The organism is Pseudomonas sp. 1 (assembly GCF_056626735.1).
Map to the genome: position 1 here is coordinate 123,204 of NZ_JBWXMQ010000006.1, position 26,166 is coordinate 149,369.

Sequence of the window (26,166 nt, forward strand, 5' to 3'; positions counted from 1 at the left end):
TTGCGCTGAAGCGGCCCATGCCATGATTAAACAACGCACACTGAAAAATATTATCCGTGCCACCGGTGTAGGTCTGCACTCCGGGGAGAAGGTTTACCTGACCCTCAAGCCTGCACCTGTCGACACCGGGATCGTCTTTCGTCGTGCCGATCTCGATCCGGTTGTCGAGATACCGGCTCGCGCGGCCAACGTCGGCGAGACAACCATGTCGACGACGCTGGTCAACGGTGACGTGAAGGTAGACACGGTGGAGCACCTGCTCTCGGCCATGGCTGGCCTGGGCATCGATAACGCCTACGTCGAGCTCTCCGCGTCTGAAGTCCCGATCATGGATGGCAGCGCAGGACCTTTCGTATTCCTGATTCAATCGGCTGGCCTGGAAGAACAGGACGCCGCCAAGAAATTCATCCGCATCCTGCGTGAAGTGACAGTGGAAGACGGCGACAAGCGCGCCACTTTCGTCCCTTTCGAAGGGTTCAAGGTGAGCTTCGAGATCGATTTCGATCACCCGGTTTTCCGGGACCGCACCCAAAGTGCAAGCGTGGACTTTTCCAGCACTTCGTTCGTAAAAGAAGTCAGCCGCGCCCGTACTTTCGGTTTCATGAGTGACATCGAGTACCTGCGCAAGCACAACCTCGCACTCGGCGGCAGCGTGGAAAACGCGATCGTGGTCGATGCCGATGGCGTACTGAACGAAGACGGCCTTCGCTATGAAGACGAATTCGTGAAGCACAAGATCCTCGATGCGATTGGCGACCTGTACCTGCTGGGCAACAGCCTGATTGGTGAGTTCAAGGGCTTCAAGTCCGGCCACGCACTGAACAACCAGCTGCTGCGCAAATTGATTGAGCAGAAAGATGCCTGGGAAGTCGTGACGTTCGAAGACGCCAGCACTGCACCAATCTCTTACATGCGCCCGGTTGCGGCGGTGTAAGTAAAAAACCTCTCTAGTTTTTTGAAGGCCACCTTTGGGTGGCCTTTTTTTATGCCTGCTCTCAGGCCATGACTACCCGGTTTCGCCCACCTTCCTTGGCTTGATACAGCGCCTTGTCCGCTGCGAACAACAGCTGCTCCAGGCTGATCTCGCTGGTGGCTGTCCAGGTGCTGATGCCGATGCTCACGGTCATCGGTGACTGGTCTTGATTCACGCCCGGCAGTTGTTCCACCGCCGCGCGAATGTGCTCGGCGATCTGTTGTGCTCCCAGGCTGTCGGTCTCTGCGAGAATCACCGAAAACTCCTCACCGCCATACCGCGCCACCAGATCCGCCGGACGCCGCACATTGGAGGTGATTACCCTGGCCAGTTCACGCAACGCCTGATCCCCGGCCTGGTGCCCGTGTCGGTCGTTGAAGGCCTTGAAGTGGTCCGCGTCGATCATCAGCAATGACAGCGGCTTGCCCGAGCGCTGGGCGCGGAACCATTCGTGGCGCAGCGACTGATCGAGCATCCGCCGGTTGGCGACCCCGGTCAGGGCATCGGTCGCCGCCAATTGCGCCAGTTCCCGTTCGGCCCGCTGGCGCAGGCGCAGCTCCCGGGCCAGCAGCCAGGTCAGCCACAGCAGGCCGGCACACAGCACGCCGGTGGCGCCGCTGATCAGGATCGCCGTGCGTCGCCACGCGCCGAATACTTCTTCGCTGGACAGGGCAACGATCACCGTCAGCGGCAGATTGCCGACCCGCGAATAGGTGTACAGCCGTTGCTGATAATCCATGCTCGAAATGCTGTTGAAACTGCCGCTGCCGCTGCTGTCGCGCAGGATCCGCACCACATTGGGCCGGGTGGCGAAGCTCTTGCCGATCGAATCACTTTGCAGGTAAGGCTTTTGCGCCAGCAGGATGCCGTCGTTGTTGATGATGTTCAGGGTGCTGTCGATGCCGATATCGAGGCTGTTGAACAGCTGATCGAAGTAGTCGAGTTTCATCGACGCCACGGCCACGCCCAGGAAATCGCCGGTGTCCGAGGAAATCCGCCGGCTGAAACTGATGCGCCACTGGTTGGCGTCGTCGCAATCGCAACGGGGCTTGAACGGGCGGCTGATGAACATGCCGGCGTCGCGGTTGAAGGCGTGGGCCAGGAAGTAATCGCGGTCGGCGAAATTGCCCGGTAGCGGTTCGACCCGCGAGGAGTCGGCGATGACCTCGCCATGCTTGTCGAGCAGCAGAATGTCGCCCTTGAAACGCGCTGTGGTGGAGCGATCGAACAGCGCCAGATGGCGGATCTGCGGCGACACGTCTTTCAAGTCGTCACGCTGGGCGGCGGCGATCAGTCCTTGCAACGTCAGGTCATACAACTCGACGGTGCGCAGCACATCGGCGTCGATCAACTGGGCAATGGTAGTGGCGCTGCGGGTGGCCGATTCCTGAGCGTTGGCGTGTTCGCGGATCAGCAGGAACGTGACGATACACACAATCGCGATCACGCTCAGCAGGCTGCCGAGGATCAGCAGCAGCTCGGGACGTCCGGTCTTGCCCGCAGCAGGTGGGGTACGGCTCGCGATCATGGTTGGGTTGTCGGTTGAGGAGTCTTATAAGCGTAGTTGTACAAACGTCGCTGCCGCACACGCAAGAAAAAGGCCAGCGCATAAGGCCGGCCTCTCAACTGTAGCGCCGATCTTAGAAGACGTTGATCGGGTAGTCGATGATCACACGGTATTCATCCGTGTCCGTATCCAGCGCACCGTAACCGTTGCCGCCACGGTTGGTCGCCCATTGCAGGCGCACTGCGAGGTCTTTGGCCTGACCGCTCTGCACCACGTACTTGAGGTCGATATCGCGCTCCCAGTGTTTGGCGTTGCGGCCATCGGCGCTGTACCACGAGGCGTAACCCTTGCTCTGCGGATCGACCTTGGTCAGGTCCAGCGTGCCGCGGGAGTAGGACAACGAAGAGGTCAGGCCTGGCAAGCCGAGTCCTGCGAAATCGTAGGCGTACTTGAGTTTCCACGAGCGCTCGTTCGGTCCGTTGAAGTCCGAGTACTGCTGCGAGTTGTCGAGGTAAACGCTGTCGCCCTGGCTGATGTAATCGAACGGCGTGTTGCCGTTGACCCGCTGGTACGCGGCGGTGACGCTGTGATTGCCGATACCCACGGTGAAATGCAGGCTGTAGGTGTTGTTGTCGATGTTGCCCAGCAGCGCGTCGCCGGTGTCCTGCGTGTGATAGAAGTGCAGGCCCGGGTTGAGGGTCACCCGATCGTTCAGCGCCCAGGTGTAGTCGAGGTCGTAGTAGTACTGGTTCCAGATGTCCTTCAACTCGGAGGCGTACAGACTGCTGGTCAGGCCTTCACCGCTCCAGGCCACGCCGGCCCAGTTCAGGTGTCGGCTCTTGTCGCCGTCGGCGAGGGTGCCGTAAGAAGTGCCGATGCGTTTGTGGCCACTCTGGTTGTAGGGTTTGGTGAAACTGGCCTGGCCGCCTTCGATCATCCAGCCGTCGAAGCTGTGGTTGGTCAGGCTGAGGCCACGAAAAGTCTGCGGCAGCATGCGCGTCTCGCCACCGGCGATCACCGGATTGGCGAGGAACAGGTCACCGGCCTTCAGTTCGGTATCGAACGCACGCATTTTCAGCGTACCGCCCGCCGTGGAGAACGAGCCCGGCGCTTTGCCGTTGCCGTCGCTGACGGGCAGGATGCTGGAGTTATCGGTGCCGCCACCGCCGTCGAGTTTCAGACCGAGCATGGCGTGGGCATCAATGCCGAAGCCGACCGTGCCCTCGGTGTAACCCGACTCGAATTTGCCGAGCAAACCCTGGCCCCACTCGATGTTGTCATCCGTCTGCTGCAGACGGTTGCGATTCATGTAGTAGTTGCGCGCGTTGAGGTTGAGACTCGCGCCTTCGATGAAACCCTGTTTCTCGGCTTCGGCAGCATGGGCGGCGGGGACAATCGTTGCGGCAATTGCAATGAAAAGCGGGGTAAAGCGAACTGGGTAACGCACGTGCGGTAAAGCTCCTTGGGTCAACTGACACTTCAATGTCTTGAGGTGCGGGATGTTTCAGTTGTTAAAGACGCACCAGACAGCTTTCACACCACAACGAAAAAAGGCCGCTGAAAATCAGCGGCCTGGAAGGACGACGGTTGAACGGGAAGAGCCAAACAACCGCGTCGAGGGAAACGGAGCGGTGCGCGCCTCAGCTGTCGGATCCGGAGTCGGACTGCGCTTGGGAAAGGCCGGCCTGCGGGGCTTGCGTGGCGTCCTTGGCCTTGGCCATCATTTCTGCCTGATGCTGTTCATACGCTTGAGCGCGAGCTGCATTGTGCGCTGCGAACGACTGCGATTCTTCAGCCATCGCCATCGGCGACAGGATCAATGAGGACAAAACGAAAGCGCTGGCAATACCCATACTGTTGGACATCTTGAAAACCTTCTTGCTTGGCAAGTGCTGTTTGGTGCGGGCAAAGATAAGGTTGCCGGGCGTTGGGAAACAGCGTGATTTTCATAAATGACTGTTACAGCACAAGCAAAGATCAACAGGTGAACATTACTGGGCTCGGCGTGGGAACACCTTAATGGAAGCTCTGTGTTCGACTTTGGAATGGAACGCGGAGCGTCCCGGGCGGCATTCCCACGCAGAGCGTGGGAACGATGAGGGGTGGGGTCAGACCGGTAAGTGAATCCCGAAAGTATTGATCCCGCGATCACTGCGCACAAACACGTCGCCGCCATGCATCAACGCAATCGCCTTGACGATCGCCAGCCCCAACCCGTGATTGTTGCCGCTGTTGGTGCGCGATGCATCGACCCGGTAGAAACGCTCGAACAAGCGCGGTAAATGCTCGCTGGCAATCGGCGAGCCGGGGTTGGCCACGCCGATGCTGACCTGATGTTCCTCGACCGCGATCTGCACTTCGATCACCTGTCCGGGCGCGGTGTGTTGCACCGCGTTGCTCAGCAGATTGATCAAGGCCCGGCGCAGATGAGCGATCTCGATCTGCACCTGCGCATCGCCGCTCACCCGAACCTGAACCTGCGCATCTTCGAGGATGAAGTCGAGGTATTCGAGGGTGGTCGCCACTTCATCGGCCAGTGAAGTCGAGGTCAGTTTGGTGGCCTTGCTGCCCTGATCGGCGCTGGCCAGAAACAGCATGTCGTTGATGATCGAGCGCAGGCGTTCCAGCTCTTCGAGGTTGGATTGCAGCACTTCGAAATAATGCTCGGCAGAGCGCCCGCGAGTCAGCGCGACCTGGGTCTGGCCGATCAGGTTGGTCAACGGCGAGCGCAGTTCATGGGCGACGTCGGCGTTGAAGGATTCAAGCCGCGAATAGGCTTGTTCAACCCGCTCCAGCGTTGAGTTGAACGAGTCGACGAACTGCTCCAGTTCCGGCGGCAATGGCGACATGCGCAGGCGCCCGGCCCGCAACGGCGGCGCCAGACGTTGGGCTTCATGGGACAGTTTGATCAGCGGTTTGAGGCCGATTCGCGCCACCCAGTAACCCAATGCCGAGGCCAGCAGCACGCCGATCACCGCCAGACTGATCAGCGCGATCAGCAACTGATGCTGGGTCTGGTGAAGGGTCTCGGTGTCGATGCCGATCATGAAGCGCAGCGGCGGGCGCTGATCCTTGGCCGGCAGTTCGGTCAGCAGCACTTTCAGCGGGTAAGGATGGTTGGGCAGTTGCAGGTCGCGCATGCCCGGCGCACCTTGGGCGAACGCACGGATCAAGGCATCCGGCTCGCCGAATTCGTACCCCGGATTGCCGCTGACCACCCAGAAATGGATGCGCTTGTCTTCTTCGCCGAGCAGCTTGAGCTTGGCATTGATCTTTACCCAATGCTCGGGAGTGCCATAGCGGTTGAGCGCGGATTCGAGCACGCTGTAACGCGCATCCAGTTCCGCTTCCGGCAGCAGGCCGAGGCCCTTGTCCACTTGTTGATACAGCGCGCCGCCAATCAACAGGAAGACCAGCAGCGCCACCAGCGTGAACATCCCGCTCAGGCGCAGCGCTATCGAGTTACTGGACACCGCGGCTCTCCAGCACATAACCCATGCCGCGGATCGTGTGCAGCAATTTCTCCTCGAACGGCCCGTCGAGCTTGGCCCGCAGGCGCTTGATCGCGACTTCGACGACGTTGGCGTCGCTGTCGAAATTGATGTCCCAGACCATTTCCGCAATCGCGGTTTTCGACAGTATTTCGCCCTGACGCCGGGCCAGCACACTGAGCAGCGAAAACTCTTTCGCCGTCAGATCCAGCCGGGTACCGGCGCGGGTGGCCTTGCGGCTGATCAGGTCGATCCACAGGTCGGCGATGCTCACTTGCACCGGTTCATGGCCACCGCTGCGGCGGGTCAGCGCTTGCAGGCGCGCCACCAGTTCGAGGAAGGAAAACGGTTTGCCGAGGTAATCGTCGGCGCCGTCGCGCAGGCCCCTGATCCGGTCCTCGACCCGCTCGCGGGCGGTGAGCATGATCACCGGTGTCTGCTTGCGCGCACGCAATGCGCGCAGCACGCCGAAACCGTCGAGGCCCGGCAGCATCACGTCGAGGACGATCACCGCGTAGTCGCTTTCCAGCGCCAGGTGCAGGCCCTCGATGCCGTCGCGGGCCAGATCCACGGTATAACCCTGTTCCGTCAGGCCGCGGTGCAGGTAGTCCGCGGTTTTCTCTTCGTCTTCGATAATCAGAACGCGCATGACCCGCCTCAGTCTGTCGTTGCCAGCGCCGCGACGGGCGCAGGTTTGGGCTTGTGGAACAGCCGCTCAAGCCACAAGTATATGACCGGCGTGGTGAACAGCGTCAGCATCTGGCTGACCAGCAAGCCGCCCACCACCGCGATCCCCAGCGGCTGGCGCAGTTCGGCGCCGGTGCCGTAGCCGAGCATCAGCGGCAGGGCGCCAAGCAGCGCGGCGAGGGTGGTCATGATGATCGGCCGGAACCGCGTGATACACGCTTCGAAAATCGCATCCTGCGGCGACAGCCCGCGATGACGCTGCGCCTCAAGGGCGAAGTCGATCATCAGGATGCCGTTCTTCTTGACGATACCGATCAGCAGCACCAGCCCGATCAGCGCCATGATCGAAAAGTCCTGACCGCAGATCCACAGCATGATCACCGCGCCCAGACCCGCCGCCGGCAGGGTCGAGATGATCGTCAGCGGATGGACGAAGCTCTCGTAGAGCACGCCCAGGATGATGTACACCGCCACCAGCGCCGCGAGAATCAGCCACGGCTGACTTTTCAGCGAACTCTGGAACGCTTGGGCCGCGCCCTGGAAGTTGCCGCTGATTGCGGTCGGCATGCCGATTTCGGCTTTGGCCTGATTGAGCAGAATCACTGCATCGCCCAGTGCCACACCGGGCGCCAGGTTGAACGACAGGTTGGCGGCCGGGAACATGCCGTCGTGGGCGATGGACAGCGGGCCGATAGTCGGCGCGTCGAAGCGGGCCAGCGCCGACAGCGGCACCATTTCTCCGCTCAGCGGTGAGCGCAGGTAGAAATAGTTGAGGCTTTCGGCCTTGCCGCGCTGCTTGGTGTCCAGCTCCAGGATCACGTTGTACTGGTTGACCTGAGTCTGGAATTCGTTGATCTGCCGCTGGCCGAAGGCGTCGTACAGCGCTTCATCGACATCACTCGCCGTCAGGCCGAAACGCGCGGCGGCGCTGCGGTCGATGCTGATGTGGGTGATGCTGCCGCCCAGTTGCAGGTCGTTGGAAATGTCACGGAACGCCGGAATGCTGCGCAGCTTTTCGGTGAGTTTCTGGGTCCAGGTGGCGAGGGTCGGCCCGTCGTTGCTCTTGAGCACGTATTGATACTGAGCACGGCTCGGGCCGGAGCTGAGGTTGATGTCCTGGCCGGCGCGCAGGTAAAGCACGATGCCGGGGACTTTCATCAGTTGCGGACGAATGCGGTCGATGAACTGGCTGGCTGAAACATCTCGGTCGCCGCGTTTTTTCAGCGCAATCCAGAAGCGCCCGTTGGCGATGGTCTGGTTGCTGCCGGATACGCCCACCGAGTGGGAAAACGCCTGGACGGCCGGATCGGCAGCGACGATTTCGGCCATCGCCAGGTGTTTTTTCACCATGTCGCTGTAGGAGATATCGGCTGCAGCTTCGGTGGTACCGAGGACGAAGCCGGTGTCCTGCACCGGGAAGAACCCTTTGGGGATAAACACGTAGCCGCCAATCGCCAGTGCGACGGAAAGGCCGAACACGCCGATCATCAGTTTCTGGTGGGCGAGGGCGCGGCGCAGGCCCTTCTCGTACCAGCCGAGCAGGCGTTCGCTGAAGCCCGGTCTGTCATGGGCGTGATGCACCGGTTTGCGCATGAACAGCGCGGCGAGGGTTGGCGCCAGGGTCAGCGACACCACCACGGAAATCAGGATGGTCGAGGTGGCCGTCAGGGCAAATTCCTTGAACAACCGCCCGACCACGCCACCCATGAACAGCAGCGGAATGAACGCCGCCACCAGCGAGAAACTGATCGAGACCACGGTGAAACCGATCTCGCCGGCGCCCTTGATTGCGGCGTCGCGCATGCTGTCGCCGGCCTCGAGGTGGCGGTGAATGTTTTCCACCACCACGATCGCATCGTCGACCACGAAACCTACCGCCACGACGATGGCCACCAGCGTCAGGTTGTTCAGGCTGAAACCGAGCAAGTACATCAGGGCGAAACTGGCGGTCAGCGACACGCCGAGTACCGCCGAAACGATCATCGTCGCCGACAGCTGACGCAGGAACAGTGCCATCACCGCCACCACCAGCAGGATCGCGATCAGCAAAGTGATTTCCACTTCATGCAGCGAGGCGCGGATGGTCTGGGTACGGTCAATCAGGGTTTTGACCTGCACCGAGGCTGGCAGCATGGCTTCGAGGCCGGGCAGGGCGGCCTGAATCCGGTCCACCGTTTCGACGATGTTGGCGCCGGGCTGGCGGAAGATCACCAGGTTCACGCCCGGCTGATCGCCAGCCCACGCTTGCACGTAGGCATCTTCCGGACCGTTGACGACTTTGGCGACATCCTTGAGGTGAACCGGGGCGCCGTCCTTGTAGGAAACGATGAGCTGACTGTATTCCTCGGGGTGGAACAACTGGTCGTTGGTCGACAGCGTGGAAATGCTCGACTTGCCGTACAGCGCACCTTTGGCGAGGTTGAGGCTGGTCTGCTGGATCGCCACGCGAATATCGGCGAGGGTCAGGCCGATGGCCGCCAGTTTGTCCGCCGAGGCCTGTACGCGAATCGCCGGACGTTGCTGGCCGGTGATGTTGATTTGGCCTACGCCGTCGACCTGACTGATCTGACGCGCAAGGAGGGTTTCCACCAGGTCACTGAGTTCGGTGCCGGGCATTTGCGTGGAGCTGACGCTGAGGATCAGCACCGGGCTGTCGGCCGGGTTGACCTTCCTCCAGGTCGGCAGGGTCGGCATGTCTTTTGGCAGTTTGCCGGCGGCGGTGTTGATTGCGGCCTGCACTTCCTGGGCGGCGGTGTCGATGCTCTTGTCGAGGGTGAATTGCAGGGTCAGCAGAGTGGAGCCCAGCGCACTGCTGGAGGTCATCTGGGTCATGCCGGGGATGGCGCTGAATTGCACCTCCAGCGGCGTGGCCACGGACGAGGCCATGGTGTCCGGACTGGCGCCGGGCAACTGTGCGGAAACTTGAATCGTCGGAAATTCCGCTTCCGGCAACGGGGCGACCGGCAGGCGCGGGAAGGCAATCACTCCGACCAGTACCAGCGCGATGGTCAGCAGAATCGTCGCCACCGGATGATCGATGCACCAGGTCGAAACGCCTTTGTGCTGCTTCATGGCTGGGTCTCCGCTTGCACCACCTGCGGCGGTTCGCTCATGACCTGCACGGTCGAGCCGGGCTTGAGCCGCGACTGGCCATCACTGACCAATACGTCGCCGGGTTTCACGCCCTTGATGATGTCCTGGCCGCTGCCCTGATAGACCATCTGCACTTGCACGGCTTCAACCTTGTCGCCGTTGACCCGGTACACGAAATGTTGATCGAGGCCGCGTTGTACGACGGTGGGCGGGACCACCAGCGCATCTTTATCCAGCGCTGTCTGAATCTTTACCGTCACCAGCAGGCCGGGCCAGAGCTTCTGGTCCGGGTTGTCGAATTCGGCCTTGGCGCGGATGGTGCCGGTGTTGGCGTTGATCTGGTTGTCGATCAGCGTCAGGTGACCTTCGCCCAGCAGGTTGCCGGTTTCGCCGTCGGTGTCGGCGCCGATGTACGCCTTGACCTGAGCGCGCTGCGGATCGCTGATCAAGCCTTGCAGGGTCGGCAGCATTTGCTGGGGCAGGGAAAACTCGACGGCGATCGGGTCGATCTGGGTCACGGTGAACAGACCCTGGGTGTCGGTCATGCGCAGGAAATTGCCTTCGTCGACCGTGCGAATCCCGACGCGGCCGGTGACCGGGGAGCGAATCTGGGTGTAGGAAAGTTGTACCTGAGCCGCGTCAATCGAAGCCTGATTGCCCTGGGCGGTGGCCTTGAGCTGGTTGACCAGTGCCTGTTGCTGGTCGTAGGTCTGCTTCGATACGCCGTCGTCGACGCTCAGCAGTTTGTAGCGCTTGAGGTTGACCAGAGCGACTTGCAGTTGCGCCTGGCTTTCGCCCAGTTGCGCCCGGGCCTGGTCGAGGCTGGCGCGGATCGAGCGGTCGTCGATGGTGGCGAGCAGGTCGCCCTGTTTTACCAGCTGGCCTTCCTTGACCAACAGCTTGGTGAGGATGCCGTCGATCTGTGGGCGCACCACCACGCTGTGCAGCGAGAGGACCGAGCCGATGCCGCTGGTGTAGCGGGGGACGTCTTTTTCGCTGACGGCGACGACCCGCACCGGGATGGCGGTGGGGGCGGCCAGTTTGGCCGGGGCGGGTTTTACCGCATACCACAGGCCGGCGGCTGCAAGGGCGATCAGCAGGGTGGCGAGCAGGGCCTTTTTCTTCTGGATTTGCATGCTTGTGGGGCGCCAGGGGGACGGGGTTTGGGCAGGTTTTGTCTTTATAAACTTGTTTGCGGGTCAGGAGGGTGACGGCTAACTGACGGCGCTGTCAGTTTCGGCTTTTGACTTGGCGGCCTTTGGGCCGACCATGCTGTTTTGGGTTTGGGTGTATATCCGTTTCTTCGGGTGTTGCGGCTGGCGGTTTCGCCCTTACGGCGAGTCCCTTTTTCAAACGCCAAAAAGGAACCAAAAGGCTTGGCCCCTGCGTTCGGCGCCTCGCTGTGGCTCGGCGTTCCTTCGTTCCGGGATTCATCCGGGGGCATCGCCTACGGTTTGCTTCGCTGCACCTCCTCTCGATGCATGCGGCTGCGCCGCACGGTCGCTGCGCTCCCACCCCCGGATAAATCCCTCCACTCAGCCTTCCGATGGGGCCGGCACGTCAAAAGCGGTACTCGAGCTAACGCTCATTGTGTTGAGTGGTTAGAAGCAGAAAGCAGAAAGCAGAAAGCGGACTGCTTTTGCTCTGATCGTTCCCACGCTCCGCGTGGGAATGCAGCCCGGGACGCTCCGCGTTCCATTTTCGGATGTTTGGAAATGTGGGGGGGGGGGTACCGTTTGTTGTTGCAGTGCTTTTGATCGTTCCCACGCTCCGCGTGGGAATGCAGCCCGGGACGCTCCGCGTTCCATTTTCGAATGTTTAAAGATGTGTGGGATTCACTGAACCTTCCCACAAGGTTTTCAGGTTGTCCGTCGGAAGCACGCTCTCTAGTCTTTGGCTGTCGCTGCCAATTCAGCGAACAGGTGTGGAAACCTGATTTCAAGTAGTTGCAAAGCTTCTCCCCGTAACCGTTGCCGACGTCTTCTTTCGTCTGCAAACTGCGTCGCGGCGGCTGTGCGCAGGCAGACTTCGGTCTGGCCGGTTGCCTACTTATCGGTTTTCCACCCTGCGTACAGCTGCCACCTTTTGTCGTGTGGAAACGACGAGGGATGGCTCCATAGCCAAGTAGGAGTTTTTCATGGACAAACTGATACCCGATCCACCCTACGAATCCCCCACCCCCCTCGAAGAAGCCATGCGCGCCGAAGACCTCGCCCGTAACCGCGAAGCCATCAAACGCGCCCTCGACTATTACCTTTGCCCGAAGCCCTCGAAACCACGCCCGAGCACGATGTACATGGTCACTCCCAACGTCGATACCGAAAGCCTGTTGGTCAATGCCTGCGAATCCCTGGCCTCGGCCAGTACCATCGCCAGCAATTTCGCCAACGAACTCACAAGCCCGCAGCGCAGTACGGCGCTCGGGATCCAGCAGATCATCATGCTGGCTGAGCTTGCAGTGAATCGGGCGCTGGATCGGGTTGATCCGCCAACGTGATCCGCTAGTCGAAGAGTCCCGAAAAGGCACCGGTCATGCCCTTTCGGGGACTCTTTAAAGTCTGCGCGCGCAGGTATACTGCGCGCCTTCGCGGCTCATCCACCGGGCCGGACTTTTGCTTCCCGGAGCTTTCATGACTTCCCCAATCGACAACGCTGTGAGCGATGTCCCGGCAGAGCTGGCCGAGGCCGGCGAATCCAAACCGACCATTCCTGCCTTCAAGTTTCCGTTCAAGCCAGGTGAGCTGGCCGCCGCCAAAGGCGCCAGGCAGCCGCAGTTCAAGGGCAAGGACGGTGACCGTCACGCCAGGACCCCGGGTGTGGCGCCGTCGGGCACGCGCCGTTCGATGGGCAAGCGCTGATTCATTCCGGCCTCGGCCGTCGCTGTGATTTTCGGTCACAGTGATGGCTAATTGCTCAGTTCCTGAGCCAGATCAACGTTTAACCGATGAGTGCGCTTAGAGTCAGCAGCCCTGCCGACTCTTTCCAATAAAACGAGCGCGCTTTCCATGAAGATCAATCTCCCGGTGACCGGGCGCAATGTTGATGTTGCGCCGGATGCGAACATTCTCTCGACCACCGATCTGACCAGCGCGATCACCTACGCCAACGACGACTTCATCAAGATCAGCGGTTACAGCCGCGATGAGCTGCTGGGCACGCCGCATAACCTGCTGCGTCATCCGGACATGCCCGCGCAGGCGTTTGCCCATATGTGGCAGACGCTCAAGCGCGGGCGGTCGTGGATGGGGCTGGTGAAGAATCGCTGCAAGAACGGTGATCACTATTGGGTCAGTGCCTATGTCACGCCGGTTACGCAGAATGGTGCGGCGGTGGAGTTTCAGTCGGTGCGCACGCGGCCGGATGCACGGCAGATTGCGGCGGCGGAGCGGGCGTATGCGCAGTTGCGCGAGGGGCGGGTGGCGCGGTGGCAGCGGCTGCCGGTGTTGGGTTTGCGGGCGAAGATCATGGCGTTGACCAGTTCGGTGCTGGCGGTGGTGCTGGGGATGGAAGCCTGGCTGCGGCCTGAATCCATGGGCATCGAAGCCGCTGCGCTGGTGGCTGGCAGTGGGGCGTGTGCGCTGGGCGTGGGTTGGTTACTGGGGCCCTTGGAGCGGCTGACCGAGCGTGCTCGGGTGATTGCTGATAACCCGTTGAGCCAGGGCATTTATACCGGGCGGCGGGATCAGTTCGGGCAGATCGAGTTTGCCTTGCAGATGCTTGAAGCGCAGGTCGGTGCGGTGGTCGGGCGGATCGGTGATGCGTCGCAACGGCTGGCCGGGCATGCGGCGCAGTTGGCCGATCATCTGCACAGCAGTCATACCAGTACGCTGGCGCAGCAGGCGGAAACCGATCAGGTGGCGGCGGCGATTCATCAGATGGCGGCCAGTGTGGCGGAGGTGGCCAGCCATGCGCAGCAAGCGTCGGTGGCGGCTGATATGGCGGGGACGGAAACCCGTGAGGGGCATCTGTTGGTCGGCGAGAGTCGCAGTGCGGTGTTGCGACTGGCGGAAGAGTTGGGCCGGGCGACAGAGGTGATTCATCAGCTCGAAGGCCACAGCAGCGAGATTTCCGGGGTGCTGGAGGTGATTCGCAGCATCGCCGAGCAGACCAATCTGCTGGCGCTCAACGCGGCGATCGAAGCGGCCCGGGCCGGGGATGCCGGGCGTGGGTTCGCGGTGGTGGCCGACGAGGTGAGGGGGCTGGCCCAGCGCACCCAGCAGTCGACCAACGAGATTCAACGGATGATCAGCACCCTGCAGAACGGTGCGCGGGATGCGGTGCTGGTGATGCAGCAGAGCAGCGAGCATGTGGATAACAGCGTCGAACAGGCGCAACGTGCGGCGCGGGCGCTGGACGGGATCAGCGGGCGGGTCGAGCAGATTACCGAGATGAGTCTGCAGATTGCCGCAGCGGTCGAAGAACAGAGCGCGGTGAGCGAGGACATCAACCGCAACATCGTCAGCATTCGCACGGCTTGCGAGCTGACTGTGGATGAAGGGCGCCAGAGCCAGCTCAACTCACAGGATGTGGCGGGGCTGGCGGGGGATTTGCGTTCGCTGGCGCGGGAGTTCTGGGGGCGGCGGCAGGGCGTTTAGGCCGCCCGCAACGAAATGAACGCGTAAGTCTGCGGCGGCTCGGACACCACTTGTGCTCCGGCCGCGCGCACTTGCCCGGCGATGTCGTCGCCGGAGACATGGAACAGCCATTCGCTGTGGCCGGCAGTCAGTGGCTGCGACGTGACCTGATCGATCACCGAGGCAAACGCGCTCATGTCCGGCAGGTATGCGGTGAACCCGTCGCCCTTGAGCGCGGTGGTGCGGATGCCGAGCAAACCGCAGATCGCATCCTTGATCCGGATGTCGTCGCGATCTGCCTGACGGGAGCGCTGGATCAGTGTCAGCAGTTCCTGATCCACCAGTTCACCACCGACGATCAGGTCCGGCCCTTGCTCCCACGACTCCGGCGGGCAGTCCTTGGCGGCAGGGTTCAGCGCAATGTGCGGATTGATTTCGGCGGGATAGATGCGACACACCAACGGCCGGCGCTCGTAGATGCGGCACAGTTTGTCTTCGTCAAGATTCCGGCAGGGGCCGACGTTGTAGGCGGCAAAAGTGATTGCCACATGGGCGTCGGACATTCCGCTGCGCACCACCGCCGAACGACGTTGCGCATGTTCGCGCTGCTGTTCCGGGAGGCCCAGGCCGTTGGCGAGAAACGCCTCCACCAGCACGATCACCTGACCGCCGTCGGCCGCCCACATACGGGCTTCGGCCAGGGTCAGGGGCACATGGTGATCGGTGCAGCATTTGCCGCAGCCTACGCAGGAAAAGGTCGTATTCATTGAGCGGGCAATCTTCAATCAGGGTGTGAATCGGCGACATAAAGCCGCCGTACAGGCCCGGAGTGAAGCAAGTTGTGCGCCATTCGCTCAGGGTTTGGCGGTCGGGCGGATCGAGTCCCATTCGGTGACGAACGCGGTTTTCGACTTCTTGTTGTACAGGCACAGCTCGGTGCCTTGCTGGCCCTTCATGTGTTTTTGCGGGTATTGGCCTTGCAGCAACAGCGCGGTGTAGCCGACGCGGTCATCGAATTGCGCGGCGTTACCGACTGGTTTGGCGTTTTTCAGGCCGCTGGCCTTGGTGCAACTGGCGAGCACGGTTTTGTCGTAGGTCGCCCAGGCGTCGGGGCTGGAGGCGTGGGCCAACGGGGCGATGAGGCAAAGTACGGAGAGGGCGAGGCGTTTCATGGTTCGGGCATCCTTGGGTTCAGTCCAGGATTGGAGTATGCCTGAGCGAGGAAAGTTGTCTTGCGGCCGTCATCGCGGGCAAGCCCGCTCCCACAGGGGATTGATGACGTATTCAGATTTTGCAAGCACCCGGAAACCTGTGGGAGCTGGCTTGCCAGCAATGGCAGTCTGTCAGTCCGGCACCAGTTCCCGGCGGACCACATACATTCCAGACCTTTCGTACAAGCTCAGCGCCCGATGGTTGTCTTCCAGCACCTTCAGGTCGACAAACCCTTCACGCCGATCCTGAAATACCTTGAACGCATGCAGCAGCAACGCCCGACCCAGTCCATGGCCCTGGGCGCGAGGATGCACCACCAGATTCTTGATGTAGGAACTGGTCCAGCATTGCGCCACGCCGATGACGCCTGCGGCATCGCTAGCAATGAAACACAGTGCCGGATCGTATTCCGGATCGTTTTCGAACTGCTGTTGCCAGACGTCCAGCGCCGGCACCCGACCACCGCCTTGACGGTAGCCGATCAGCATCAGTTCATGCACGGCGGCTGCGCGTTCGGCGCTGTAGGGGGTGAGCTCGCTACTGTTCGGCCATTCGATGGCCGGCACGTCCTGGTTCAGGTCGCGCCGCATCAGAAAGCAGAATGTCTCGCTCAAGACTCAGTGGCCGTGAGCGGCGACATGCTTGGCCGCTTCGATCAGGCAGTGAGTCAGCTCGGGCGAGGAGAACTTGGTCAGCACGCCGTTGGCCCCGGCGAGGCGGGCCTTTTCGCTGTTCATCGCACTGTCCAGCGAGGTGTGCAGCAGCACATAGAGGTGGGCGAAGTCCGGGGTTTCGCGCAGGGTGCGGGTGAAGGCGTAGCCGTCCATCTCGGACATTTCGATGTCCGAGACAATCAGGTTGATCTGCTGCGCCGTGCCTTGCAGGTCCAGCAGGCAGTCGATGGCTTCCTTGGCGCTGCGCGCGGTATGGCATTGCAGGCCGAGGTTGCGCAGGGTGTGCACCGATTGCTGCAGCGCCACCTGACTGTCGTCGACCACCAGGATTCGCGCGTTGCCCAGCACTTCGGCGTCTTCCATGCTCAGCTCGGTCGGGGCCATTTCGATCTGCGCCGGGGCGATGCCGTGGATGACTTTTTCGATGTCCAGCACCTGTACCAGCGTGCCGTCCACCGAGGTCACGCCGGTGATGTAGGCGCGCGAACCACCGGAACCGAACGGCGGCGGTTTGATGTCGGTGGTCAGGCAATGCACGATCTTGCTCACCGCCTGCACGTGCAGGCCCTGTTTCGAGCGGCTGACGTCGGTGACGATCAGGCAGCCGCCGTTCGGATCTTCCAGCGGCCGCTCGCCGATGGCGCGGCTCAGGTCGATCACCGACAGCGAAGCACCGCGCAGGGTGGCGATGCCTTTGACGTGCGGGTGCGACTCCGGCAGCTTGGTCAACGGCGGGCAGGGAATGATTTCACTGACCTTCAGCAGGTTGATCGCCATCAGCTTGCCGCTGCGCAAGGTAAACAGCAGAAGCGAAAGTGAATCTGCGCGGGCTTTGTTGGAAGACATAAAAACCTTCTGTGGAAAAGGTGAGCGGCGATCGCACGGATCGCCAGCAGGTATCGATGCCGGGTTATCGACTTGTAACCGGCAGGCTTTAGGGATTCTGGCGCCAATCCGACGGCGGGACTTTTATTTCATCCCCAACCGCTTGGCCAGCCGCCCCAGGTTCGCCCGGTCCAGCCCCAGTTCGCGGGCGGCGCTGGCCCAGTTGTCCTGATTGCGCTCAAGCGCTGCACTGATCAACTGCCGCTGATACTGCTCGGTGGCTGCACGCAGGTCACCGCTGATCAATGGCGCAGTGGCAGTCGCTTCGGACGGCGCCGGCGAGTTATCCACAATCTCGCGCGGCAGATCGAGATCCATCGCGCTCAAGCTGAGGATCTTCGGCCGCACCTTGCAGTTACCCAGCGCCTTCAGTGCGCTGCGTCCGATCAAATGCTCCAGTTCCCGCACATTGCCCGGCCAGGTGTAGGCCAGCAGCGCTTCCTGGGCGTCGCTGTTCAGGCGCAGGCTGTTAAGGCCCATGCGCGAGCGGTTCTGCTCCAGGAAATAGCCGCTGAGCAGCAACACGTCGCGCCCCCGGTCACGCAGTGCCGGCACCCGCAACGGGTAGACGCTGAGGCGATGGTAGAAGTCGGCGCGGTAGCGGCCGCTGCGCACTTCTTCGGCCAAGTCGCGGTTGGTCGCGGCGATCAGGCGCACATCGACCTGATGCTCCTTGTCCGAACCCAGACGTTGCAACTGGCCGCTCTGCAACACCCGCAACAGCTTGGCCTGGACGGTCAGCGACAACTCGCCGACTTCATCCAGAAACAGCGTGCCGCCGTTGGCCAGTTCGAACTTGCCGCGTCGGTCGCTGGTGGCGCCGGTAAAGGCGCCGCGCACATGGCCGAACAGTTCGCTTTCCACCAGCGTGTCCGGCAGGGCTGCGCAATTGAGGCTGATGATCGGTTTGTCGGCGCGCTTGGAAGCGGCGTGGATCGCCTGGGCCACCAGCTCTTTGCCGACCCCGGTTTCGCCGGTGATCAGCACGGTCAGGTCGCTGCCACCGACCAGATTGATTTCTTCCACCAGCCGTTTATGCGCCTTGCTCTGGCCAATCATTTCGCGGTTCTGCTGGCCGCTGGCCTGGCGATAGACCTCGGCGCGCTGGTGTTCGTCCTCGGCACGAATCGCCAGGCGCTCAATGCGTTCGGCGGCATTGACCGTGGCCGAGGCGAGGCTGGCGAAGGCTTGCAGGGCGTCGAGTTCGATCGGTTCGAAACGTTCGGGATCGAGGGCGTCGAGGGTGATCAGCCCCCAGAGTTTTTCATCGACGAACAACGGGCAACCGAGGCAATCGTGAACTTCGAGGTGATCGTCGAGGCCGTCGACCAGTCCGTCATACGGATCGGGCAGATCGCTGTCGGCGGCGAAGCGGGTGGGCCCTTCGCCGGCCAGCAGCACCTCAAAACGCGGATGTTCGCTGACCTTGAAGCGGCGGCCGAGGGTATCGGTACTCAAACCGTCCACCGCCAGCGGCACCAGCCATTCACCGTCGAGACGCAGCAGGGCCGCAGCGTCGCACGGCAGCAGGGCGCGCATGGCTTCGAGCAGGCGTCGGTAGCGCTCGCCTTCGGGCAGTTCGCGGGACAGGTCGGAGACCAGGGGGAGCAGGGCGGTGAGCAATGATTTGGCGGACATGGGCTTGTAGTCAAAGAGACATGTTGTAGTCGAAGCGACTATATAGGTGCTTGTGTCGATCTGACTACATAATTTTCAAATGATTGATTTATATAGAAAAAATAGTTGGCACGATTGATGGAATGGATAAGGCACTTTTAGAGAAAGCTCAGGAGTCACCCTTATGCTTAGCGTCCAGGATCGTGCCATCGTCAAATCCACTGTGCCTCTGCTGGAAAGCGGCGGTGAAGCGCTGATCACCCATTTCTACCGCATGATGCTCTCCGAATACCCGCAAGTCCGCCCGCTGTTCAACCAGGCTCACCAGGCCAGCGGTGACCAGCCTCGCGCCTTGGCAAACGGCGTGTTGATGTACGCCCGTCACATCGATCAGCTCGACCAGTTGGGCGATCTGGTGGCCAAGATCATCAACAAGCACGTGGCCCTGCAAATTCTGCCCGAACACTACCCGATCGTCGGCGCCTGCCTGCTGCGCGCGATCAGCGAAGTGCTCGGCGAAGAGATCGCTACCCCGCAAGTGATGAACGCCTGGGGCGCGGCCTACGGTCAGTTGGCCGATATCCTGATCGGCGCCGAAACCGCCATTTATGACCAGAAAGAGCAAGCCGTCGGCGGCTGGCGCGGGGCGCGGGAGTTCATCGTCGCAGCCAAGGTCGAAGAGAGTGCGGAAATCACTTCGTTCTACTTCGAGCCGGCGGACAAGGGCCCGATCCTGGCAGCCGAGCCCGGTCAGTACATCGGCATGACGCTGATGCTCGACGGCGAAGAAATCCGCCGTAACTACTCGCTGTCGGCCCTGGCCAACAAAGGTCAGTACCGCATCAGCGTCAAGCGTGAACCGGGTGGCCGAGCTTCCAATTATTTGCACGATCAGTTGCATGTTGGTTCCAGCATCCAACTGTTCCCGCCATCGGGCGAGTTCACCCTGACTGCCAGCGACAAACCGCTGGTGCTGATCAGCGGCGGCGTCGGTATCACGCCGACGCTGGCGATGTTGGAAGCGGCACTGGAAACCGAGCGTCCGGTTTACTTCATCCACAGCGCCCGCAACGGCAGCGTGCATGCGTTCCGTGACTGGATCGACGGGCTCGCCGAGCGTCATCCGCAGCTCAAGCGCTTCTATTGCTACGCCGAAGATGACGGCGTGAGCCCGGCGGCGGACAAGGTCGGGTTGTTGAGCGAGGAGCAACTGGGCGAGTGGTTGCCGGCGGAGCGTGATGTGGACGCCTACTTCCTTGGGCCCAAAGGCTTCATGGGGGCGATCAAGCGTCATCTGAAGGCGCTGGGCGTGCCGGAGAAGCAGAGCCGGTATGAGTTCTTCGGGCCGGCTGCTGCTCTGGAATAATCCGGAATCGAGTCGCCTTCATTCGCGAGCAAGCTCGCTCCCACACTGGAATGCAATCCGTTGTGGGAGCGAGCCTGCTCCGGGCGGCGATCCGACGATTGGCCGTTATGCGGTCTTGATTCTTAAATTCTGTTTAAAGGTTAATCGTTTCTTAACCGGTTTATCGTTTATTCCCCGATGCTGATGATAGGCGCTCGTTCGTTTACATGATCAGGATCGCCCCATGTCGCACTTCGCCTCTTCCCGTCGTTTCAGCCTGGCCACGTTAGGCCTGTCGGTTGCCTTGCTGTCCAGCCCGTTTGCCTTTGCCGAGTCCGCCTTGATCGAACCCCGGACCCTGATCGTCGATCAGAGCCTGCCCAAGGCGCAGCGTGATGCGATGGAACTGGCGGCACGGCGTTACGGCAGTTTCTGGAACACCGGCGAAGAGGCGCTGGCCACTGCGGCCCTGTCGCCGCAGTTTGTCGACAAGACTCCACCGGAAGGCCGGGTGCAGGGGCCGACCGGGCCACTGCTGGCATCGAAGTTCTTTCGCACGGCGGTGCCGGACTTGAGTTGCGAGATCGAGCAAATGATCGTCGCCGGGGATCGCGTGGTGGTGCATCTGCACTTTCGCGGGCATTTCACCGGCACGTTCAAGGCTCTCAAAGGGCAGGGCCAGCGTGTAGACTTCCGGGCAACCGATATCTATCAGATCGACAACGGTCGCATCGCGGCCAATTGGCATATCGAAGACAACATCAGCCTGATGGCGCAACTGCAAGCGCAGCCGCCGGCCAGCTGAACCATGGACATGAAAGGGAAACGCGATGAGCGAGGAAACGATTCGATTGGGACGTGAGCGGCGCTATCTGGTGTTGCTGGGCATCATCTGCCTGGCGCTGATCGGCGGCGCGCTGTACATGCAGATCGTGCTGGGCGAGGCACCGTGCCCGCTGTGCATCCTGCAGCGTTATGCGTTGCTGCTGATCGCGCTGTTCGCGTTCATCGGCGCGGCCATGCGCACCCGCCGCAGCATCACGGTGTTTGAGGTGCTGGTGGTGATTTGTGCCATCGCCGGGGCCGGTGTTGCCGGGCATCACGTGTACACCCAGTTTTATCCGGCGGTGAGTTGCGGCATCGATGTGTTGCAGCCGATCGTCGATGATTTGCCGCTGGCGAAGATCTTCCCGCTGGGCTTCCAGGTCGACGGTTTCTGTTCGACGCCGTACCCGCCGATCCTTGGCCTGTCGCTGGCGCAATGGGCACTGGTGGCCTTCGTGCTGGTGGTGATTCTGGTGCCGCTGCTGACCTCGCGTAACCGAAAAGCACTGCGCTGAATCAACTTTTCGGCGCTTGCGCCGATAAAACAAACGCCTCGATTTGCAGTGATGCGACTCGAGGCGTTTTGCATTTCAGGGTCTGTGTGAAAACACCGTGACGAACGGCAAGGAAGGGTGCGACAGGTGTGCGACATGTTGTCACACACGCCCTGTCGCAGGGCGATTCACAGGGCCGGATTGGAGTGCTGTTACAAAAAAGGATTGGTCTGTTTCAGCGTTTTTCGGTTTTTGCACGCGTGTGCCGGAACAGGCAGTTTTAACAGACTCCGACAGATGGCCAAAAGCCTTGGCATATCGGGCTTTGCGCGGATCGCGCGGTGGGAAAAAGCCCTCGGAGCTGTCTGAACTGATGCCGATAGACCTACATTTTTTGGTGTTTTTGTTGAGAATCGATTTCGATAACATGCGGAACTTTTGCAAAAACGGTGATGGATTGTTGCTCTGAGCGATAAAAATTATTTCGGGATAAGACATGGTGTATAGGGCGCTACCTATCTACAATCGCCCGCACTGAATTCCCGGCACTGTTCAGCCTTTATTAAGGAGGCGAGCAGGAAGTCGGGTGTCGAGCAGCCGAGAGGCATGCGAGACACCCAGGTGTCGGTGCCTTCCAACTTTCCGCACCAAATGGAATTGGTCTGTAACAAGGCCTTTGACCACGAATTCGAATAAGAACTGAACGCTGTCCCAGGTTTTGTCGAGCGTCTGACGCGCGACGGGCGGCCCTTATTCAATCCAAAGAAAATGCCAACCCTTGGCAGGGTGAAGTGTTGGCGATCAAAACCCAACTGCATTGCGCAAGCTGCTTTAGAGGTCGTGAGATGAGTAAAAACAGGTACCCCAGATTACTAGGCCTAGTGCCGCTGCTCGGCACGTTGTTGCTGGGAGGCTGCAACATGACCTTGCTCAATCCAACGGGCCAGGTCGGCCTGGAACAGCGCAACCTGATCATCACCGCTACGCTGCTGATGCTGTTGGTTGTTGTGCCGGTCATCGTCATGACCTTCCTGTTCGCCTGGAAGTACCGCGCCTCCAACAAGAATGCCGTCTACACCCCGAAATGGTCGCACTCGACCAAGATCGAAGTGGCAGTCTGGACCATCCCGGTGCTGATCATCATTGCCCTGGGTTACATCACCTACAAGTCGACCCACTCGCTGGATCCGTATCGTCCGATCGAATCCGACGTCAAGCCTGTGACCATCGAAGTGGTCGCGCTGGACTGGAAGTGGCTGTTCATCTACCCGGAACAAGGCATCGCCACGGTCAACAAGATCGTGTTCCCGGCGCACACGCCAGTTAATTTCCGGATCACTTCGGACGCGGTGATGAACTCGTTCTTCATCCCGGGCCTGGGCGGCCAGATCTACGCGATGGCGGGCATGACCACCAAGCTGCACCTGATCGCTGACCGCAACGCTGAAATGGACGGTATCTCCGCCAACTACAGCGGCGCTGGTTTCACCGGTATGAAATTCAAAGCGATCGCAACTTCTCAGGAAGATTTCGACGCCTGGGTAAGTGAAGTCAAAAAGGCACCTAAACAGCTTGAACCAGCTGAATACGCAGCCCTTGCCAAGCCAAGCCAGAACAATCCAGTCGAGCTCTACTCCTCGGTCACGCCGAACCTGTTCCAGACCATCGTCGACAAGTACGAAGGCATGAAACCGGGCAAGCCGCTGAAGCACGAGAAGAAAGAGAAAGAAGTGGCGGCAACGGATATGGACTCGAATTCGCATTCAGCTGCCGGGGCAGAGGAGTAAACGATGTTTGGTAAATTAAGTTGGGAAGCGATCCCTTTCCACGAGCCGATCGTGATGGTCACCATCTCGATGATCGCGCTCGGTGGTCTGGCGTTGTTCGCTGCAATCACCTACTTCAAGAAGTGGACTTACCTGTGGACCGAGTGGCTGACGTCGGTCGACCACAAGAAAATCGGCGTGATGTACATCATCGTCGCCATGGTCATGCTGCTGCGCGGCTTTGCCGACGCCATCATGATGCGTACCCAGCTGGCCATGGCCACCGAGGGTTCGCCTGGCTACCTGCCACCTGAACACTATGACCAGATCTTCACCGCTCACGGTGTGATCATGATCATCTTCATGGCGATGCCATTCTTCACCGGCCTGATGAACCTTGCAGTGCCGCTGCAGATCGGCGCGCGTGACGTTGCGTTCCCGTTCCTGAACTCCCTGAGCTTCTGGCTGCTGGTGTCCGGCGTCGTGCTGATCAACCTGTCCCTGGGCGTCGGCGAATTCGCCAAGACCGGCTGGGTTGCCTATCCACCGCTGTCGGGTCTGCAATACAGCCCTGGCGTGGGGATGGACTACTACATCTGGGCGCTACAGCTATCGGGTCTGGGTACAACGTTAACCGGGGTTAACTTCCTGGCGACCGTGCTGAAAATGCGTACCCCGGGCATGAAGCTGATGGACATGCCGATCTTCACCTGGACCTGCACCTGGGCAAACGTTCTGATCGTGGCTTCGTTCCCGATCCTGACCGCTACCCTGGCACTGCTGACCCTTGACCGTTACATGGATTTCCACATTTTCACCAATGAACTTGGTGGCAATCCAATGATGTACGTCAACCTGTTCTGGGCATGGGGCCACCCTGAGGTTTACATCCTGATCCTGCCGGCCTTCGGCATCTTCTCGGAAGTGATCTCGGCCTTCACCGGCAAGAAACTGTTCGGCCACCACTCGATGATCTACGCTTCGGGCGCGATCTCGGTACTGGGCTTCATGGTTTGGCTGCACCACTTCTTCACCATGGGTTCGGGTGCGAGCGTCAACGCCTTCTTCGGTCTGGCGACGATGCTGATTTCCATCCCGACGGGTGTGAAACTGTTCAACTGGCTGTTCACCATCTACCAGGGCCGTCTGCGCTTCACCAGCCAGGTTCTGTGGACTCTGGGCTTCATGGTGACCTTCGCCATCGGCGGCATGACCGGCGTACTGCTGGCCATCCCGGGTGCTGACTTCGTTCTGCACAACAGCCTGTTCGTGATCGCTCACTTCCACAACGTGATCATCGGCGGCGCGGTATTCGGCTACATCGCAGGCTTCGGCTTCTACTTCCCGAAAGCGTTCGGCTTCAAGCTGCACGAAGGCTGGGGTAAAGCAGCGTTCTGGTTCTGGATCTCGGGCTTCTTCGTCGCGTTCATGCCGCTCTACGCTCTGGGCTTCATGGGCATGACCCGTCGTCTGAACGCCACCACCAACCCTGAGTGGGTACCGTACCTGTACGTTGCCATGTTCGGTGCGATCCTGATCGCTGTGGGTATCGCTTGCCAGCTGATCCAGCTGTACGTGTCGGTACGTGACCGCAACAAGCCGGAAAACATGTGCGAACACGGTGACCCGTGGAATGCCCATACCCTGGAATGGTCGACCTCGTCGCCACCTCCGTTCTACAACTTCGCTGTACTGCCAAAAGCAGACTGCATCGATCCGTTCACCGAGGCCAAGGAAAACGGGACCGCGTACAAGGCTCCGGCCAAGTACGAACCGATCCACATGCCGAACAACACCGCCACTGGCGTGGTAATGGGCGCACTGCTGACCGTGTTCGGTTTCGCGATGATCTGGCACATCTGGTGGTTGGCGATCGCCAGCCTGGCCGGCACTGTCATCTACTTCGTGATCCACGCAGCACGTGACGATCAGGGCTACATGGTGCCGGTCGATGTGATCGAGCGCATCGAAGCCGAGCAGCACAAGCGTCTGGTAGCGGCCGGGAAGATCCCTGCTTCCGCAACCCGTGTTGAAACCAAGTTGGAACAGGCTTAAACAATGTCGAACTTAGTGACCAATGCTGGACACGCCCATGGTCATGACCATGGGCACGATGACCATCACCACGACTCGGGCGAGATGACCGTATACGGTTTCTGGCTCTACCTGATGACCGACTGCATTCTGTTTGCGTCGATCTTCGCGGTGTACGCGGTACTGGTAAACAACGTCGCCGGTGGCCCGTCGGGCCACGACATCTTCGAACTGCCATACGTGCTGGGCGAAACCGCTCTGCTGTTGTTCAGTTCGATCACCTACGGCTTCGCCATGCTGGCGTTGTACAAGGGCAAGAAGCAGCAGGTTCTGGGCTGGTTGTTCATGACCTTCCTGCTCGGCGCAGGCTTCATCGCCATGGAGATCAACGAGTTCCACCTGCTGATCTCCGAGGGCTTCGGTCCTAGCCGTTCGGGCTTCCTGTCGGCGTTCTTCACGCTGGTCGGTACCCACGGTCTGCACGTGTCCGCCGGTCTGATCTGGATGGGCATCATGATGTACCAGGTCAACAAGCACGGCCTGACGGCGACCAACAAGACCCGTCTGAGCTGCCTGAGCCTGTTCTGGCACTTCCTGGACGTGGTGTGGATCTGCGTATTCACCGTTGTTTACCTGATGGGGACCCTGTAATGGCTAATGCACACTCCCATGACAGCCATGATGCTGGCCACGGCAGCGTAAAGTCGTACGCCATCGGCTTCATCCTGTCGGTAATCCTGACCGTCATCCCGTTCGGCCTGGTGATGTACCCAACCCTGCCGAAGTCGACGACGCTGGCAATCGTCCTGCTGTTCGCCGTGATCCAGGTGATCGTTCACCTGTATTACTTCCTGCACCTGGACCGTTCCATCGCTCAACGTAACAACGTGATTGCGTTCGTCTTTACGGCCATCGTGATCGTGCTGCTGGTCGGTCTGTCGCTGTGGATCATGTTCAGCATCCACACCTACATGATGGCGAAGTGAGGT

The 26,166-nt window shown here is 60.5% G+C and carries 24 protein-coding genes and 1 pseudogene; 12 read left to right on the forward strand and 13 right to left on the reverse strand.

The window, feature by feature from the left end:
• Window positions 1-22: 22 nt before the first annotated feature.
• Complete coding sequence (gene lpxC / locus AC1MDC_RS11075) at window positions 23-934, forward strand: UDP-3-O-acyl-N-acetylglucosamine deacetylase (RefSeq protein WP_007956752.1); 912 nt, start codon at window positions 23-25, stop codon at window positions 932-934.
• Between the two features lie 61 nt (window positions 935-995).
• Here the strand turns inward: lpxC and AC1MDC_RS11080 are convergent, their stop codons facing one another.
• The 7 genes from AC1MDC_RS11080 to AC1MDC_RS11110 form a co-directional block, all read right to left on the reverse strand.
• Complete coding sequence (locus tag AC1MDC_RS11080) at window positions 996-2,501, reverse strand: sensor domain-containing diguanylate cyclase (protein WP_480392998.1); 1,506 nt, start codon at window positions 2,499-2,501, stop codon at window positions 996-998.
• 112 nt (window positions 2,502-2,613) lie between these two features.
• Window positions 2,614-3,927 carry an OprD family porin gene (locus AC1MDC_RS11085; protein ID WP_480392999.1) on the reverse strand — a complete coding sequence of 438 codons (1,314 nt, stop codon included), beginning with the start codon at window positions 3,925-3,927 and terminating at the stop codon, window positions 2,614-2,616.
• Window positions 3,928-4,120: 193 nt separating this feature from the next.
• Window positions 4,121-4,345, reverse strand: coding sequence for a hypothetical protein (locus AC1MDC_RS11090; protein ID WP_085700827.1), 225 nt, complete (start codon window positions 4,343-4,345; stop codon window positions 4,121-4,123).
• 243 nt (window positions 4,346-4,588) lie between these two features.
• Window positions 4,589-5,953, reverse strand: a complete 1,365-nt coding sequence (locus AC1MDC_RS11095) for a heavy metal sensor histidine kinase (protein ID WP_085700826.1) — start codon at window positions 5,951-5,953, stop codon at window positions 4,589-4,591.
• Entirely contained in the window at window positions 5,943-6,620 is a 678-nt protein-coding gene (locus AC1MDC_RS11100; protein WP_227233495.1) for a heavy metal response regulator transcription factor, read from the reverse strand. The genes AC1MDC_RS11095 and AC1MDC_RS11100 overlap by 11 nt, the downstream gene beginning before the upstream one ends.
• Before the next feature lie 8 nt (window positions 6,621-6,628).
• Entirely contained in the window at window positions 6,629-9,730 is a 3,102-nt protein-coding gene (locus AC1MDC_RS11105; protein WP_480393000.1) for a multidrug efflux RND transporter permease subunit, read from the reverse strand.
• Window positions 9,727-10,887 carry an efflux RND transporter periplasmic adaptor subunit gene (locus AC1MDC_RS11110; RefSeq protein WP_480393001.1) on the reverse strand — a complete coding sequence of 387 codons (1,161 nt, stop codon included), beginning with the start codon at window positions 10,885-10,887 and terminating at the stop codon, window positions 9,727-9,729. The genes AC1MDC_RS11105 and AC1MDC_RS11110 overlap by 4 nt, the downstream gene beginning before the upstream one ends.
• A 1,001-nt stretch (window positions 10,888-11,888) precedes the next feature.
• Here AC1MDC_RS11110 and AC1MDC_RS11115 point away from each other — a divergent pair.
• From AC1MDC_RS11115 to AC1MDC_RS11130, 4 genes and pseudogenes are all read left to right on the forward strand, one after another.
• Window positions 11,889-12,248 carry a DUF6124 family protein gene (locus AC1MDC_RS11115; protein WP_480393002.1) on the forward strand — a complete coding sequence of 120 codons (360 nt, stop codon included), beginning with the start codon at window positions 11,889-11,891 and terminating at the stop codon, window positions 12,246-12,248.
• A gap of 133 nt (window positions 12,249-12,381) precedes the next feature.
• Window positions 12,382-12,609: a hypothetical protein gene (locus AC1MDC_RS11120; protein ID WP_227233490.1), complete on the forward strand. Its 228-nt coding sequence runs from the start codon at window positions 12,382-12,384 to the stop codon at window positions 12,607-12,609.
• A 147-nt stretch (window positions 12,610-12,756) separates the two neighbouring features.
• Window positions 12,757-13,038, forward strand: a pseudogene (locus tag AC1MDC_RS11125) (PAS domain-containing protein); the annotation flags it as partial.
• Window positions 13,039-13,281: 243 nt separating this feature from the next.
• Complete coding sequence (locus AC1MDC_RS11130) at window positions 13,282-14,346, forward strand: methyl-accepting chemotaxis protein (protein ID WP_413541600.1); 1,065 nt, start codon at window positions 13,282-13,284, stop codon at window positions 14,344-14,346.
• Here AC1MDC_RS11130 and AC1MDC_RS11135 read toward each other — a convergent pair.
• From AC1MDC_RS11135 to norR, 5 genes are all read right to left on the reverse strand, one after another.
• A complete protein-coding gene (locus AC1MDC_RS11135) occupies window positions 14,343-15,092 on the reverse strand; it encodes a YkgJ family cysteine cluster protein (protein ID WP_227233486.1) in 750 nt (249 codons plus the stop codon). The two genes, AC1MDC_RS11130 and AC1MDC_RS11135, sit on opposite strands and share 4 nt — an antisense overlap.
• Window positions 15,093-15,179: 87 nt before the next feature.
• Entirely contained in the window at window positions 15,180-15,497 is a 318-nt protein-coding gene (locus AC1MDC_RS11140) for a hypothetical protein (RefSeq protein ID WP_480393003.1), read from the reverse strand.
• A 171-nt stretch (window positions 15,498-15,668) separates the two neighbouring features.
• Entirely contained in the window at window positions 15,669-16,127 is a 459-nt protein-coding gene (locus tag AC1MDC_RS11145; protein ID WP_480393046.1) for a GNAT family N-acetyltransferase, read from the reverse strand.
• Window positions 16,128-16,154: 27 nt separating this feature from the next.
• A complete protein-coding gene (locus AC1MDC_RS11150) occupies window positions 16,155-17,057 on the reverse strand; it encodes a chemotaxis protein CheV (RefSeq protein WP_085700816.1) in 903 nt (300 codons plus the stop codon).
• A gap of 123 nt (window positions 17,058-17,180) precedes the next feature.
• Window positions 17,181-18,734, reverse strand: a complete 1,554-nt coding sequence (gene norR, locus AC1MDC_RS11155; RefSeq protein WP_085700815.1) for a nitric oxide reductase transcriptional regulator NorR — start codon at window positions 18,732-18,734, stop codon at window positions 17,181-17,183.
• Between the two features lie 163 nt (window positions 18,735-18,897).
• On the opposite strand from norR, the gene hmpA reads away from it, so the two are divergent.
• The 3 genes from hmpA (at window position 18,898) to AC1MDC_RS11170 (ending at window position 21,398) form a co-directional block, all read left to right on the forward strand.
• Window positions 18,898-20,079, forward strand: coding sequence for an NO-inducible flavohemoprotein (hmpA, locus tag AC1MDC_RS11160; protein ID WP_480393004.1), 1,182 nt, complete (start codon window positions 18,898-18,900; stop codon window positions 20,077-20,079).
• 223 nt (window positions 20,080-20,302) lie between these two features.
• Window positions 20,303-20,863, forward strand: a complete 561-nt coding sequence (locus AC1MDC_RS11165) for an ester cyclase (RefSeq protein WP_085701770.1) — start codon at window positions 20,303-20,305, stop codon at window positions 20,861-20,863.
• Between the two features lie 25 nt (window positions 20,864-20,888).
• Complete coding sequence (locus AC1MDC_RS11170) at window positions 20,889-21,398, forward strand: disulfide bond formation protein B (protein ID WP_007956723.1); 510 nt, start codon at window positions 20,889-20,891, stop codon at window positions 21,396-21,398.
• A 141-nt stretch (window positions 21,399-21,539) separates the two neighbouring features.
• Here AC1MDC_RS11170 and AC1MDC_RS11175 read toward each other — a convergent pair whose 3' ends face one another.
• Window positions 21,540-21,875 (reverse strand): hypothetical protein, encoded by a 336-nt coding sequence (locus tag AC1MDC_RS11175; RefSeq protein ID WP_139832617.1) that lies wholly within the window; start codon window positions 21,873-21,875, stop codon window positions 21,540-21,542.
• Between the two features lie 347 nt (window positions 21,876-22,222).
• Between AC1MDC_RS11175 and cyoA the strand changes: the two genes are divergently transcribed.
• The 4 genes from cyoA to cyoD are packed head-to-tail and all read left to right on the forward strand — an operon-like array spanning window position 22,223 to window position 26,163.
• Window positions 22,223-23,164: a ubiquinol oxidase subunit II gene (gene cyoA / locus AC1MDC_RS11180; protein WP_085606895.1), complete on the forward strand. Its 942-nt coding sequence runs from the start codon at window positions 22,223-22,225 to the stop codon at window positions 23,162-23,164.
• A gap of 3 nt (window positions 23,165-23,167) precedes the next feature.
• A complete protein-coding gene (cyoB, locus tag AC1MDC_RS11185) occupies window positions 23,168-25,198 on the forward strand; it encodes a cytochrome o ubiquinol oxidase subunit I (protein ID WP_085699894.1) in 2,031 nt (676 codons plus the stop codon).
• Between the two features lie 3 nt (window positions 25,199-25,201).
• The gene (locus AC1MDC_RS11190) at window positions 25,202-25,828 is read left to right on the forward strand and encodes a cytochrome o ubiquinol oxidase subunit III (RefSeq protein ID WP_007956720.1); all 627 of its coding nucleotides are present in this window, start codon (window positions 25,202-25,204) and stop codon (window positions 25,826-25,828) included.
• A complete protein-coding gene (cyoD, locus tag AC1MDC_RS11195; RefSeq protein WP_011335842.1) occupies window positions 25,828-26,163 on the forward strand; it encodes a cytochrome o ubiquinol oxidase subunit IV in 336 nt (111 codons plus the stop codon). Before AC1MDC_RS11190 ends, cyoD begins: the two co-directional genes overlap by 1 nt.
• Window positions 26,164-26,166 lie beyond the last annotated feature (3 nt).

What these genes read in the sequence shown, in the direction of transcription:
- lpxC (WP_007956752.1), top strand. Translation starts at nt 23, where the DNA reads ATGATTAAACAACGCACACTGAAAAATATTATCCGTGCCACCGGTGTA.
- AC1MDC_RS11080 (WP_480392998.1), bottom strand. Translation starts at nt 2,501, where the DNA reads ATGATCGCGAGCCGTACCCCACCTGCTGCGGGCAAGACCGGACGTCCC.
- AC1MDC_RS11090 (WP_085700827.1), bottom strand. Translation starts at nt 4,345, where the DNA reads ATGTCCAACAGTATGGGTATTGCCAGCGCTTTCGTTTTGTCCTCATTG.
- AC1MDC_RS11100 (WP_227233495.1), bottom strand. Translation starts at nt 6,620, where the DNA reads ATGCGCGTTCTGATTATCGAAGACGAAGAGAAAACCGCGGACTACCTG.
- AC1MDC_RS11105 (WP_480393000.1), bottom strand. Translation starts at nt 9,730, where the DNA reads ATGAAGCAGCACAAAGGCGTTTCGACCTGGTGCATCGATCATCCGGTG.
- AC1MDC_RS11110 (WP_480393001.1), bottom strand. Translation starts at nt 10,887, where the DNA reads ATGCAAATCCAGAAGAAAAAGGCCCTGCTCGCCACCCTGCTGATCGCC.
- AC1MDC_RS11115 (WP_480393002.1), top strand. Translation starts at nt 11,889, where the DNA reads ATGGACAAACTGATACCCGATCCACCCTACGAATCCCCCACCCCCCTC.
- AC1MDC_RS11120 (WP_227233490.1), top strand. Translation starts at nt 12,382, where the DNA reads ATGACTTCCCCAATCGACAACGCTGTGAGCGATGTCCCGGCAGAGCTG.
- AC1MDC_RS11130 (WP_413541600.1), top strand. Translation starts at nt 13,282, where the DNA reads ATGGGCATCGAAGCCGCTGCGCTGGTGGCTGGCAGTGGGGCGTGTGCG.
- AC1MDC_RS11135 (WP_227233486.1), bottom strand. Translation starts at nt 15,092, where the DNA reads ATGAATACGACCTTTTCCTGCGTAGGCTGCGGCAAATGCTGCACCGAT.
- AC1MDC_RS11140 (WP_480393003.1), bottom strand. Translation starts at nt 15,497, where the DNA reads ATGAAACGCCTCGCCCTCTCCGTACTTTGCCTCATCGCCCCGTTGGCC.
- AC1MDC_RS11145 (WP_480393046.1), bottom strand. Translation starts at nt 16,127, where the DNA reads ATGCGGCGCGACCTGAACCAGGACGTGCCGGCCATCGAATGGCCGAAC.
- AC1MDC_RS11150 (WP_085700816.1), bottom strand. Translation starts at nt 17,057, where the DNA reads ATGTCTTCCAACAAAGCCCGCGCAGATTCACTTTCGCTTCTGCTGTTT.
- norR (WP_085700815.1), bottom strand. Translation starts at nt 18,734, where the DNA reads ATGTCCGCCAAATCATTGCTCACCGCCCTGCTCCCCCTGGTCTCCGAC.
- hmpA (WP_480393004.1), top strand. Translation starts at nt 18,898, where the DNA reads ATGCTTAGCGTCCAGGATCGTGCCATCGTCAAATCCACTGTGCCTCTG.
- AC1MDC_RS11165 (WP_085701770.1), top strand. Translation starts at nt 20,303, where the DNA reads ATGTCGCACTTCGCCTCTTCCCGTCGTTTCAGCCTGGCCACGTTAGGC.
- AC1MDC_RS11170 (WP_007956723.1), top strand. Translation starts at nt 20,889, where the DNA reads ATGAGCGAGGAAACGATTCGATTGGGACGTGAGCGGCGCTATCTGGTG.
- AC1MDC_RS11175 (WP_139832617.1), bottom strand. Translation starts at nt 21,875, where the DNA reads ATGTCTTATCCCGAAATAATTTTTATCGCTCAGAGCAACAATCCATCA.
- cyoA (WP_085606895.1), top strand. Translation starts at nt 22,223, where the DNA reads ATGAGTAAAAACAGGTACCCCAGATTACTAGGCCTAGTGCCGCTGCTC.
- cyoB (WP_085699894.1), top strand. Translation starts at nt 23,168, where the DNA reads ATGTTTGGTAAATTAAGTTGGGAAGCGATCCCTTTCCACGAGCCGATC.
- AC1MDC_RS11190 (WP_007956720.1), top strand. Translation starts at nt 25,202, where the DNA reads ATGTCGAACTTAGTGACCAATGCTGGACACGCCCATGGTCATGACCAT.
- cyoD (WP_011335842.1), top strand. Translation starts at nt 25,828, where the DNA reads ATGGCTAATGCACACTCCCATGACAGCCATGATGCTGGCCACGGCAGC.